The following is a 12,857-nucleotide window of genomic DNA, read 5'->3' on the forward strand; positions in this document are numbered from 1 at the left end:
AAAAATCCCCCACTCCCTATGGGGAGGGTCGGGGTGAGGGTTGTTTAAATGATTTTACCCTCACCCTAGCCCTCTCCCAAAGGGAGAGGGAACGAAGAAAGGAAATTACAGTTTGCTTTTATCTCGCACCGCCCCTTTATCCGCTGACGTCGCAAAATGCCCGAATACTTTTAAGGCAAAGGACACTTCACGTTCACGCTTGGCAGGTTGCCAGCCTTTGGCATCTTGTTCAATACGGCGTTGGGCTAATTCTTGCTCAGACACCAACAATTCAATGCCACGGTTTGGAATATCAATGGCGATTTTATCCCCATCACGCACTAAGCCAATGGCACCGCCAGATGCGGCCTCTGGGGAACAGTGACCAATGGAAAGCCCTGATGTTCCACCTGAGAAACGGCCGTCTGTTAACAAGGCACAGGCTTTGCCCAATCCCATGGATTTTAAATAGCTCGTCGGATAAAGCATTTCTTGCATACCTGGGCCGCCTTTTGGCCCCTCGTAACGGATCACTACGATATGGCCCGCTTTGACTTTGCCACCAAGAATACCCGATACGGCGTCTTCTTGGCTTTCAAACACAATGGCCTCGCCAGTGAAATTCCAAATGGATTCATCCACCCCTGCGGTTTTCACAATACAACCATCTTGGGCAATGTTACCGAATAACACGGCCAAACCGCCCTCTTGTGAAATGGCATTTTCTTTGTTGCGGATACAACCACTAACACGGTCATCATCCACCGTATCCCAACGAGTGTCTTGCGAGAATGCTTTAGTGGTGCGAATCCCCGCAGGACCTGCACGGTAGAATTTTAAGTTTTCTGGATCACGGTTACGGATAATATCGTATTGATTTAACTGTTCTTCAAGGGTTAAACCTAGCACTGTGTTAGTGTGGCGATGAATTAAGCCTGCACGATCTAACTCGCCCACAAGCCCCATAATCCCACCAGCACGATGGACGTCCTCCATGTGGTATTTATTGGTATTCGGGGCAATTTTGCTTAAACAAGGCACCTTGCGAGAAAGGCGATCAATATCCGCCATGGTAAAATCTACCCCTGCCTCTTGTGCCGTGGCTAATAAATGCAACACGGTATTACTGGATCCGCCCATGGCAATATCTAAACTCATGGCGTTTTCAAAGGCATCAAAGGTGGCAATGGAACGTGGTAGCACGCTTTCATCATCTTGTTCATAATAACGTTTGCATAGCTCCACAATTTGACGACCTGCTTTTAAGAATAATTCCTTACGGTCAGCGTGCGTCGCCAAACAAGAGCCATTCCCCGGTAAGCTCAAACCAAGCGCCTCGGTTAAACAGTTCATGGAGTTTGCGGTAAACATACCTGAACAAGATCCACAAGTCGGGCAAGCACTGCGTTCAATGGCATCAATACGCTCATCACTGACATTCGGATCCGCCGCCTCAATCATGGCATCTACTAAGTCCAAACGAATTAATTGATCGGATAATTTGGTTTTGCCCGCCTCCATTGGCCCGCCAGAGACAAAAATCGCCGGAATATTTAACCGCATGGCAGCCATTAACATCCCTGGGGTGATTTTGTCGCAGTTGGAAATACACACCATGGCGTCGGCACAGTGAGCGTTCACCATATATTCGACGCTGTCGGCAATTAAATCACGGCTTGGTAAAGAATACAGCATACCGCCATGTCCCATGGCAATACCATCATCCACCGCAATCGTATTAAATTCTTTCGCCACCCCGCCTGCTTTTTCAATTTCTGCCGCCACTAATTGCCCTAAATCTTTTAGGTGAACGTGACCAGGGACAAATTGAGTAAACGAGTTCACCACAGCAATAATCGGTTTACCGAAATCGCCCTCTTTCATACCAGTAGCACGCCATAAGGAACGTGCACCAGCCATATTGCGACCCTGTGTTGAGGTCGCTGAACGTAATTTAGGCATAGATAATCTCTCCAAAATTTTTAAATATTATGAAATTTTACCCTCACCCTAGCCCTCTCCCAGAGGGAGAGGGAACTGTATTGTATAACCCCCTCTCCCTTTGGGAGAGGGTTGGGGTGAGGGTTAAAACCTTTAATTAATCACAACTTACATCAACCACATCATGCAATTTCGCTAATTGGTTGATCAACAAATGAATTTCTCTCGTACTGGTCACACAAAAATCTAACCAAACTTTATCGTTTTCCAATTTCATGGTTAATTTGGTCACGCTATACCCACGCAGACGGACAACACGTAAAATGCGTTCAAGCACTTCAGGACTTGGATTAGCCACAATGGTTAATTCATGTAATAACATATTTCCTCCCCGATTAATTTTCTAACATATCCGCATTGCATGCACCCGGTGGCACTAACGGCCAGACACATTCTTCAGGTGGAATGCAAACATGCAAGAAATAGGCGGTGGGTGATTGCAATAAACGATCTAACGCCGCATCTACTTCACTGGCTTTCTCAATACGTTCACCGGCAATATCAAAGGCTTTCGCTAGCGTGACAAAATCTGGGTTGTCGTCTAAAATCGTGGAACTGTGGCGTTCATTAAAAAATAAGGATTGCCATTGACGCACCATGCCTAAACGTTGGTTATCTAACAACACAATTTTCACTGGCACGTTATAGGATTTCACGGCCCCCAATTCTTGAATATTCATCATAATTGAGCCGTCACCGGTAACTAAAATCGACTGATCTTGCGGACGTGCCATTTTGGCACCGATAGCCGCCGGCAAGCCAAAGCCCATGGTGCCGAACCCTGCTGAAGTAATAAAATTCTCTGGGGCGTAATAATCAATATGTTGTGCTGACCACATTTGATGTTGTCCCACGTCAGTCACAATAATGTCCGTTGGGGCTTTTTTATCAGATAATTCATGCAACAACCACGTCGGTTCGATATGTCCTGCCCCTTGATTTTTTCCATAAGTAAAATCAAATTGTTGTTTTAACTGCTGAATATTGTCACGCCAAGGTTGAATGCTTAACGGTTGGCTCAAACCTTGCAGAATTTGAATTAAATCCCCTTGCAACGCCACATCTGCGGTGCGTAATTTATTAATTTCCGCCGCATCAATATCCCCATGAATCACTTTGGCATGGGGGGCAAAAGTGTCTAATTTGCCTGTCACACGGTCATCAAATCTTGCCCCTAACACCACCAATAAATCCGCCTCTTGCACCGCTAAATTGGCGGCTTTCGTGCCGTGCATGCCAATCATGCCCATATAATAAGGGGTATTGGCAGGAATCGTGCCTAAGCCTTTTAAGGTTGACACGCAAGGAATTTGGGTCGTCGCAATAAATTGACGTAAGGCCGTTGTGGCATTTGCCATACCCACTCCACCGCCAATATACAGCACTGGTTTCTTTGAATTTTTTAATAATTGCACCGCACTTTCGAGCTTACTTGTCGGGACTTTTTGTGGGGCTAACGCCGGATACACCACCGGTTTCGCCTCGGTGGGTGCTAATTGAATATCACGAGGAATATCCACTAAGACAGGACCGGGGCGACCACTGCGAGCAATTTGAAAGGCTTTGGCGATAATCTCGGGTAATTCATCTACGGATTGCACAATAAAACTGTGTTTAGTACAAGCCAATGACAACCCCAACACGTCCGCCTCTTGGAACGCATCCGTGCCGATTAAGTGGCTAGCCACTTGCCCTGTAATAGCGACCACCGGAATGCTGTCCATAAACGCATCCCCCAAACCGGTGACAAGGTTGGCTGCACCGGGGCCAGAGGTGGCAATACACACGCCCACGGTGCCGTTGCCCAAGGCTCTGGCATAACCAATGGCCTCCATGGCTGCACCCTGTTCATGACGACACAGAAAATGTTCAATGCCACAATCATAAAGGGCATCATACGTAGGCATAATCGCTCCACCGGGATAACCAAACACAATGTTGACCCCCTGAGCTTTCAGACATTCAGTGACTAATCTTGCTCCATTCATTGTTGTACCTGCAAATTCGTTATTGTTTTAGTGTAATCTTCTTCATTATAACGATCTTTCTTATTATTCCCACTATTTATTGAGAAAAGTGCGGTCATTTTTTAGTGATTTTTGCTATAATTTCAAAAAATACCAGATTTAAGGATAAAAAATGCAAAACTTGCCTTACCGTGCTGTGGTGTCCGATATGGATGGCACCTTGTTAAACGCTCATCATGTGGTCGGTGAATTTACCGCTGCGACCCTTGAAAAAGTGGCGGCTAAAAATGTGGATATTGTTCTCGCCACAGGACGTGGCTATCCAGATGTGGCATTTATTTTAAATAAAATGAACATCGAAAACGCCGCCATGATCACCTCCAACGGTGCGGAAGTGCATAATTTGCAAGGCGAGTTAATTTACAGCAACTATTTACCTGAACAACTGGCGTTCGACATAATGCAAGAACCCTTTGATCCGTACAAAATTTGTTTAAATAGCTATCAAGGCAAGGACTGGTTTATCAATGTGGATATTCCCGAATTAAACAAATATCACCAAGAAAGTGGCTTTACTTATCAGGTGGTAGATTTTGCCAAACATCATGGCAAACATTGCCAAAAAATCTTTTTTATCGGACGTACATTGGAAGACCTATTGCCTTTAGAACAACGCTTAAAAGAAAAATACGGCGACCAAACCGCCATTATTTATTCCACACCACAATGCCTAGAAGTGATGAATAAAAACGTGTCAAAAGCCACCGCACTTTCCGAGCTATTAAAGCAACGTGACTACGATTTATCCCAATGTATCGCTTTCGGCGACGGCATGAATGATAAAGAAATGCTGGAAGAAGTGGGCAAAGGTTGCATTATGGCCAATGCTGATCCGAGATTACTCACCGCTTTACCGCAATTCGAAAAAATCGGCTTGAATAAAGATGAAGCCGTAGCCAGTTATTTGCGGGCGGTATTTGGGGTGTATTAAGCATAAAGAAAAACCCACGAAAGTGGGTTTTCATTTTTGAGATAATATTTAAACGTTATCAATCTGTCCTAACAATGAACGTAAACGTTCTTGCCAGCTATCATGTTCGACTTTTAATTGCTCATTTTCATTACGTAACGCATCATAGGCTTGTTGAGCTTGTTGATTTCTGTCTTTTAATTCTTCTACTTCTAATTGAAGTAATTGAATGGTTTCAACGGCTTGTTGGATTTTACCCTCTAGCTGATCTAAAATTTCTAATGACATAATAAATTCCTTTAAAAAATAATGTAAGTGTTGCTTGGTATTCTACCCATATATGCCCGTTTTTAAAAGTGGCAAATGAGAAAAAATGGTCAGAACAGCGAATTTTTTCATGCTCACCAGAACACAGGGCGCAAACTGGTGCTAAAATAACGGCAATTTAATCCAACAGAGGAAATGGCAACATGAACAGATTATTATCGATTGAATTCTCACGTATTACCGAGGCCGCCGCACTGGCTGCTTTTGCTTGGTTAGGGCGAGGGGATAAAAATGCGGCGGACGACGCAGCGGTGAAAGCCATGCGCTTTATGCTGAATCAAATGGAGATGGATGCCGAAGTGGTGATCGGCGAGGGTGAAATTGACGAGGCGCCGATGTTGTATATTGGCGAGAAATTAGGCTCAGGAAAAGGCGAGCAAGTGGCCATTGCGGTAGACCCGATTGATGGCACCCGAATGACCGCCATGGGGCAAGCAAACGCCATTTCTGTGTTGGCAGCGGGTGGAAAAGAGACGTTCTTGCGGGCGCCCGATATGTATATGGAAAAATTGGTGGTGGGGCCGGAAATGCAAGGCATGATTGATTTAAGTCTGCCGATTGAACAAAACCTCCGCCGTGTGGCGCAAAAATTGGGGAAATCCATGAGCCAAGTAACCGTGATGGTATTGGCTAAACCTCGTCATGATGAGGTGATTAAGAAAATTCAGCAAGTGGGCACCCGAGTGTTTGCGATTCCTGATGGTGATGTAGCGGGCGCATTATTATGTTGCTTGCCCAATGGCGGTGTGGACATGCTTTATGGCATTGGCGGCGCCCCTGAGGGCGTGGTCACAGCAGCAGCGGTGCGTGCTTTGGGTGGCGATATGCAAGCCCGTTTATTGCCACGTCATCAAGTGAAAGGCGACAGCCCCGAAAATCGAAAAATTGGCGAGGAGGAAATTCGCCGTTGTGAACAACAAGGCGTTGCCGTGAATCAGATTCTACGTTTAGAAGATTTAGCCAAAGATGACAATCTTGCCTTTGTAGCCACCGGCATCACCAACGGTGAATTGCTAAAAGGGATTCAACGAGAGGGTAATTTGGCGACCACGGAAACTTTGCTAATCCGAGGCAAATCTCGCACCATTCGTCGGATTATTTCAACCCATTATTTAGATCGTAAAGATAATGAGATTTACGATTTGATTAAGGAAAATTAAATTAATCGCAAATAAATCACCGCACATTTTATGCTTGTTAGATTAAGAAATCATGTGCGGTTTTTTGTCTATTGATGAACGCACTAACGAATAAATTGAAAAATATGCTCTAACGCCACATTTCGAATCTCATCACGTTCAAATAAAATCTCATGTTTGGCTTGGTTGATTGGAATTAATTGCCCTTTTGGCAAAAGTGCGGTGAATTTTTCGATATTTTTATTCTCCACAATGTTGTCTTTTTCCGCCTGCAAGATCAACACAGGAATTTCAATTTGTGGCAGAATTTTAGGCAAGCGTTTTATCGCTTGCAAACATAAATGTGCCCAACGGAAAGTCGGACCGCCTAAATGAATTTGTTTAAATTTGCGATTAATCCGATTCATCCATTTCATGCGAGTTTTGCAGAAACTGAGTTCATTTTGTTTTAAATCCGCAGGTTTATAAGCTGTTTTGCCAAACACATAACGTTCTCCCATGCCCAATAATATCATCAAACTCAATAACATTTCATCACGTAACGGTTTTTTTAAGGGTAAGCCAAAAAAAGGCGAAGAAAGCACCGCACTTTTAATCTGGTGATCATAGTTGGCCAGATAATAACTTGAAATTAAACAGCCTAAAGAATGGGCCACAATATATTGGTGTTGATAAGCAAAATCTGCGGTGCATTTTTCGATAATTTTTGCCATATCGTCTGCATAAAAGCGAAATTCATCTAAATGGCCTTTTTCAGGATCGGTTAATAACCGCTGTGAATAACCTTGTCCACGGTGATCAAAAACCAAGACATCAAACCCTTGCTGATAAAAATCATAGGCAAGTTCAGACCATTTCAAAATATTTTCAGCCCGACCATTGACCAGAACGATCAACTTTCGTTGATCGCTTTGGGGTTGGGTAAAATGACGATAGGCTAGCTGACAATGCCTTTTTCCAACAAGATATTGAATGGGGAATTGTTGTGCAAAAGGATACAGTTCAGCTAACGCAAATTGGCAAAAATGGGGTTCTCGTTGCATTGTTTTGGTAACGTTGATTTTATTGTTTTGTGTATGTTTTTCCGTTTAATACCTCGTAAGTATTATTATTAAAAGTACCCATTACGGAATTATTACTATGGTAGAATTTATTATCTTTCACGTACCCTGAATTATTAACATCTACAAAATCTGATTTAAAATTCATCTTGTATTCATTATTACCTAATTTGGAAAACGTAATAATCGTATCTTCATTCACATAAGAACCGCTATAATCCTTGCTTTCTTCATTACAAGCCGTTAGCGTTAATGCCACCAAACCTGCGGCCAATAAATGCTTAATTTTTGTTTTCATCTTTGTTATCCTCTCTAAAAAAGGGGCGAATATCGCCCCAGAAGTCAAATTAAACCAACTGATTTAAAATACGGCGTACTGGCTCTGCCGCACCCCATAATAATTGGTCGCCCACGGTGAATGCCGCTAAATATTCAGGCCCCATGGCTAATTTACGTAAACGTCCTACTGGTACGCTTAATGTCCCTGTGACTTTCGCTGGTGTCAACTCACGCAAGGTGGTTTCTTTATCATTTGGAATCACTTTCACCCATTCATTATGGCTTGCTAAAATTTGTTCAATTTCGCTTAATGGCAAGTCTTTTTTGAGTTTAATGGTGAACGCTTGGCTGTGGCAACGCAATGCGCCGATACGGACACATAAACCGTCCACAGGAATAGGATTATCGCTTAATCCTAAAATTTTATTAGTTTCCGCATAACCTTTCCATTCTTCTTTGGTTTGTCCACTTTCTGGTAACAATTTATCAATCCATGGAATTAAGCTACCACCCAACGCTGCCCCGAAGTTATCCGTAGGGAAATCGTCAGCACGCATTTTGGCGGTGACTTTGCGTTCAATATCTAAAATAGACGACGCTGGATCAGCAAGCTCAGCTTTCACTGAATCTTCTAATTGACCCATTTGTACAAGTAACTCACGCATATTTTTCGCCCCTGCACCAGAAGCCGCTTGATAAGTGGCGACCGAAATCCATTCCACTAAATTTTTTTCAAATAAGCCACCAATTGCCATTAACATCAAGCTCACGGTACAGTTACCGCCTACAAAAGTTTTAATGCCTTTTTTCAAGCCGTCGGTGATCACGTGTTGGTTTACAGGGTCTAATACAATAATCGCATCATCTTGCATACGCAATGCGGATGCCGCATCCACCCAATAGCCGTCCCAACCTGTCGCCTTTAATTTTGGATAGACTTCATTGGTGTAGTCGCCCCCTTGACAGGTGACGATAATATCTAATTTTTTGAGTTCATCAATATCAAAGGCATTTTTCAATTCGCCTGCCTCTTTGCCTGCAAACACAGGGGCTTTTTGCCCTGCTTGCGAAGTGGTAAAGAACACAGGATTTAAATTGGCAAAATCGTTTTCCTGAACCATACGATCCATTAACACCGAGCCAACCATACCACGCCAACCGATAAAACCGACATTTTTCATATTTGCATTTCCTTTAAGTTATGTTGTGTTTGATGGTTATAAAATTACAGATAACCTTGATAAAATCAAGTATTTTTTATATAAAAAATGATGAAAATTAGGTTTTGGTTAATTTTCATCATTAAATAAGTATTTATGTTAGAACAATTTTTAAAACTAGGCTTTAAAAATTAGATATTTTATCATTTTCCTAACATTTTTATATGCCGTGTCGCCGCAATCCATGCTGACGCATAACCTACAATGGAGCAAATAATCAACAAGAATACAAATTCTACGAATCCTAAGCCATTCAATTCAAATTGGACTGCAAAAATATCGGTCACATATTTCACCGCACTAGTGAAATAACCAATGACGAAACTACTGAAAATACAGGCAAATAAAGCACCTAAAAAGCCGTAGATAATGCCTGTGTACAGGAAAGGACGTAGCACAAATTGATCGGTGGCACCCAGTAATTTCATCACTTGAATATTCGCCTTGCTACTATATACATCAGAACGAATACTGTTCCCGATCACTAAAAAGACCGCCAAGGTCATTAACACCGCACTAAAAATCGCCACATGAGCAATCAGCCATGTAATCGCCGTGAGTTTTTCCAGCCAATCATTATCCATGCGGACTTCATCTACCCCTTTGATGTTCATTAAATTATTATGTAATTCTTGACGTTTTTCGGAACCTTGAAATTCTGATGTTGGATGGATCATCACCACGGCCGGTAAGGGGTTATCATCTAAAATATCCAACTCTTCATTAAAGCCAGACCAAGCCTTAAACTCTTTTAAACTTTCTTGGCGAGACACATAATTTAGGCTTTCTACGCCATTTTGCTCACGGATTTTTTCCACCACATTGTTAGCGTCATCTGCATTCAGATTTTTATGCAAATAGACCGTTAATTCGGTTTCTGGATAGAATTTGGTGGTGGCTAAGTGGGTGTTTTTCCAGAGTAAAAAACTCACGGTCGGAATGGTCAGTGACACGGCAATCACCAAAATTGTCAATAAGGTACCGTATTTTCTCAAGCAGAGATCGGCCCACACATTGCGTAGAACATATTGCATTTGTACCCAAAATGGGGCTTTTTGTGTTGAACTCATTTGCTTTCCCCTATGCTCGCAAGTAGCCTTGTTCTAACACAAGGCAAGGTTTTGGTTTTTGTTGAATTAAGCCAATATTGTGGGTGGCAATTAACACCGTCATGCCGGTTTTATTAAATTCTTCAAATAAGCTAAAAATATCAAAAGAAAGAGCATTGTCAAGATTTCCAGTGGGTTCATCAGCCAGCAATAATTGCGGTTTATGCACCACCGCTCGAGCAATATCGACACGTTGCTGTTCACCGCCCGATAAATGTAACGGCTGATGATTGGCTCGGTCGTATAATCCCACTCTGTCTAACATGGCCAATGCGCGTTCTTTTGCCGTTTTGGGGTGCATGCCTGCAATAATTAAAGGCAATGCCACATTATCTAAAATAGAACGATCGGGCAATAAACGATAATCTTGATGAACCATGCCGATTTGACGGCGTAAAAATGGCAATTCATGGCTAGAAAGGCGAGAAATTTTATGACCATTAAACCAAATTTCCCCACCATTAACACGTTCCATGCCCATAATGAGTTTTAACAACGTGCTTTTACCCGCTCCAGAATGCCCAGTTAAATAGGTCATGCTGCCCACAGGTAAATGAAAATTTATCCCTTGTAACGCAGATTGTTTGCTCCCTAAATAGGCTTTGCTCACATCTTGAAAATAGATCATTTGGCTTTCCCTTAATCTTCTTGCGTAAATAACGCATCAATGAATTCATTGGCATCAAACGTGCGTAAATCTTCAATTTTTTCACCCACCCCAATATAACGAATGGGTAAATTAAATTGATCCGCAATAGCAAAAATCACGCCACCTTTGGCGGTGCCATCTAATTTGGTTAAACAAAGTCCAGTCAGTCCTACAGCCTCATTAAATAATTTTGCCTGACTAATGGCATTTTGCCCTGTGCCTGCGTCCAAAGTGAGCATAATTTCGTGCGGTGCGGTGTCATCATATTTTTTCATCACACGCACGATTTTTTTCAACTCGTCCATCAAATTATTTTTATTTTGCAAACGCCCTGCAGTATCAGCAATCAATATATCAATATTTTTCGCTGCCGCTGATTGCATGGCATCAAAAATGACGGATGCTGAATCCGAGCCAGTCGCTTGTGCCACCACTGGAATATGATTACGCTCGCCCCACACTTGCAACTGTTCTACCGCCGCCGCACGGAACGTGTCACCCGCCGCTAACATCACGGATTTACCTTGTTGTTGGAACTGACGAGCGAGTTTACCGATTGTGGTGGTTTTGCCCACGCCGTTCACGCCGACCATTAAAATCACATAAGGTTTTTTGTTGGTGTCAATGTGCAAAGGTTGTGCTACTGGAGCAAGAATATCCGCCATTTCTTGTTTGAGTTGTTGATACAACAAATCCGCATCTTTCAACTGTTGACGAGTGGCATGTTGTTCTAAATTTTGGATAATTTTGCTGGTGGTCGGCACGCCAATATCGGCAATTAATAGTTGTTCTTCGAGTTCTTCAAACAGTTCATCATCAATTTTTTTGCCTAAAAAGAAAGCACGAAAACCCGAACCGATATTCTGTTTGGTTTTCACTAACCCTTTGAGTAAACGACTGAAAAAACCGCCCTCGCTTGGTTTTTCTTGGGTAACGGCAGTTTCTGGAATGTCAGGTTTAGCGCTTTTATTTTCTTGTTCGGTGATTTCTTCTGATTGTTCAACTTGCGCTAAAATAGGCTCAAATTCCACCGCACTTTCTTTAACAATATCTTCAACACCATCTTCTGCATTATCCTTTTCTTCTGGAGCAATAACCTCTGCAATAATTTGTTCCGTTTTGACCGGTTCAAGTGCGGTATTATTTTGTTCAGAAATAAATGCGGTTTCAGAATGAACAAAATTTTCGACTAAATTTAAGGTGTCTTCGCTTAAATTTTCGCTTACCGTTTCAATGGCATGATCGATATTTTCGCTGATGTTTTCGATTTTTTCTTCAATGATATCAACAATATTTTCTGTTTGTTGGGTGGTTTGCTCAACAACTTCTTCAACAGCTTGTTGTTTTTCCGTTGGTGATATTGGTTCATCAACATGGTTTTCAGGTTGCTTTTTCCCAAGCCCCAACCATGACCAAAATCCGCCCTTTTTCTTCTCATCTGCCATAAAAATCTCTCAATATCTGTTAAACTATACAAAATCTATATAGTTTATCATTTTTTATTTACATCTGTATGAAAAAAAGCACAAAATCGACCACTCAATCGACGAAAGGCGAAGTTCGCATTATCGCAGGCCGTTTTCGGGGGCGAAAATTGCCCGTACTCAACGCCCAAGGTTTACGCCCTACGGGTGATCGAGTGAAAGAAACGCTGTTTAATTGGTTAATACCTTACATTGTGAATAGCCACTGTTTAGACTGCTTTGCGGGCAGCGGCTCACTGGGTTTTGAAAGCCTATCAAGAGGAGCGAAACAGGTGACTTTTGTGGAGTTGGATAAAACCGTTGCCAACCAACTGAAAAAAAATCTCGCCACCTTGAAATGCGATACAGATCAATCTGTTGTACTTAACCAAAACAGTTTAGATTACCTAAAACAACCGCAAAAAACACCGCAGTTTGATGTGGTATTTTTGGATCCACCATTTCATTTTGGTTTGGCGGAACAAGCAATAATTTTATTAGAGCAAAATAACTGGCTAAAAGAAAACGCTTTAATTTATGTGGAAACCGAAAAAGAAAAACAGTTAACAACACCAGAAAATTGGCAGTTGTTAAAGGAAAAAATTACGGGTATGGTGGGGTATCGGTTGTATCAGACACGGGGGGAATAATAACAATCCATACTGTTACGTATGGATTGTTATGGATAAAAAA

The 12,857-nt window shown here is 42.2% G+C and carries 13 protein-coding genes; 3 read left to right on the top strand and 10 right to left on the bottom strand.

Annotation, left to right across the window (positions count from 1 at the left end):
• Positions 1-105: 105 nt before the first annotated feature.
• From ilvD to ilvG, 3 genes are all read right to left on the bottom strand, one after another.
• Positions 106-1,941: a dihydroxy-acid dehydratase gene (gene ilvD, locus ACTG7X_RS04565; protein ID WP_439257339.1), complete on the bottom strand. Its 1,836-nt coding sequence runs from the start codon at positions 1,939-1,941 to the stop codon at positions 106-108.
• 136 nt (positions 1,942-2,077) lie between these two features.
• Positions 2,078-2,302 (bottom strand): acetolactate synthase 2 small subunit, encoded by a 225-nt coding sequence (gene ilvM, locus ACTG7X_RS04570; protein ID WP_439240333.1) that lies wholly within the window; start codon positions 2,300-2,302, stop codon positions 2,078-2,080.
• Positions 2,303-2,315: 13 nt separating this feature from the next.
• On the bottom strand, positions 2,316-3,968 hold the full coding sequence (gene ilvG, locus ACTG7X_RS04575) for an acetolactate synthase 2 catalytic subunit (RefSeq protein ID WP_439257340.1): 1,653 nt from the start codon (positions 3,966-3,968) through the stop codon (positions 2,316-2,318).
• 151 nt (positions 3,969-4,119) lie between these two features.
• Between ilvG and ACTG7X_RS04580 the strand changes: the two genes are divergently transcribed.
• Positions 4,120-4,938 carry a Cof-type HAD-IIB family hydrolase gene (locus ACTG7X_RS04580; protein WP_439257341.1) on the top strand — a complete coding sequence of 273 codons (819 nt, stop codon included), beginning with the start codon at positions 4,120-4,122 and terminating at the stop codon, positions 4,936-4,938.
• A gap of 48 nt (positions 4,939-4,986) precedes the next feature.
• Here the strand turns inward: ACTG7X_RS04580 and zapB are convergent, their stop codons facing one another.
• On the bottom strand, positions 4,987-5,205 hold the full coding sequence (gene zapB / locus ACTG7X_RS04585; protein ID WP_439257342.1) for a cell division protein ZapB: 219 nt from the start codon (positions 5,203-5,205) through the stop codon (positions 4,987-4,989).
• A 182-nt stretch (positions 5,206-5,387) separates the two neighbouring features.
• Between zapB and glpX the strand changes: the two genes are divergently transcribed.
• Positions 5,388-6,404: a class II fructose-bisphosphatase gene (gene glpX / locus ACTG7X_RS04590; RefSeq protein WP_439257343.1), complete on the top strand. Its 1,017-nt coding sequence runs from the start codon at positions 5,388-5,390 to the stop codon at positions 6,402-6,404.
• An 83-nt stretch (positions 6,405-6,487) separates the two neighbouring features.
• Here glpX and ACTG7X_RS04595 read toward each other — a convergent pair whose 3' ends face one another.
• The 6 genes from ACTG7X_RS04595 to ftsY form a co-directional block, all read right to left on the bottom strand.
• Positions 6,488-7,426: an alpha/beta fold hydrolase gene (locus ACTG7X_RS04595; RefSeq protein WP_439257344.1), complete on the bottom strand. Its 939-nt coding sequence runs from the start codon at positions 7,424-7,426 to the stop codon at positions 6,488-6,490.
• Positions 7,427-7,445: 19 nt separating this feature from the next.
• Positions 7,446-7,742, bottom strand: coding sequence for a hypothetical protein (locus ACTG7X_RS04600; RefSeq protein WP_439257345.1), 297 nt, complete (start codon positions 7,740-7,742; stop codon positions 7,446-7,448).
• A 49-nt stretch (positions 7,743-7,791) separates the two neighbouring features.
• Complete coding sequence (asd, locus tag ACTG7X_RS04605) at positions 7,792-8,904, bottom strand: aspartate-semialdehyde dehydrogenase (RefSeq protein WP_439257346.1); 1,113 nt, start codon at positions 8,902-8,904, stop codon at positions 7,792-7,794.
• Between the two features lie 182 nt (positions 8,905-9,086).
• Positions 9,087-10,013, bottom strand: coding sequence for a permease-like cell division protein FtsX (ftsX, locus tag ACTG7X_RS04610; protein ID WP_439257347.1), 927 nt, complete (start codon positions 10,011-10,013; stop codon positions 9,087-9,089).
• A 10-nt stretch (positions 10,014-10,023) separates the two neighbouring features.
• On the bottom strand, positions 10,024-10,680 hold the full coding sequence (gene ftsE, locus ACTG7X_RS04615) for a cell division ATP-binding protein FtsE (protein ID WP_439257348.1): 657 nt from the start codon (positions 10,678-10,680) through the stop codon (positions 10,024-10,026).
• An 11-nt stretch (positions 10,681-10,691) separates the two neighbouring features.
• Entirely contained in the window at positions 10,692-12,146 is a 1,455-nt protein-coding gene (gene ftsY / locus ACTG7X_RS04620; RefSeq protein WP_439257349.1) for a signal recognition particle-docking protein FtsY, read from the bottom strand.
• A 68-nt stretch (positions 12,147-12,214) separates the two neighbouring features.
• On the opposite strand from ftsY, the gene rsmD reads away from it, so the two are divergent.
• A complete protein-coding gene (rsmD, locus tag ACTG7X_RS04625) occupies positions 12,215-12,814 on the top strand; it encodes a 16S rRNA (guanine(966)-N(2))-methyltransferase RsmD (protein WP_439257350.1) in 600 nt (199 codons plus the stop codon).
• Positions 12,815-12,857: the final 43 nt, after the last annotated feature.

It is taken from the genome of Lonepinella sp. BR2271, assembly GCF_051851515.1.
In the GTDB taxonomy this organism is placed as follows: Bacteria; Pseudomonadota; Gammaproteobacteria; order Enterobacterales; family Pasteurellaceae; genus Lonepinella.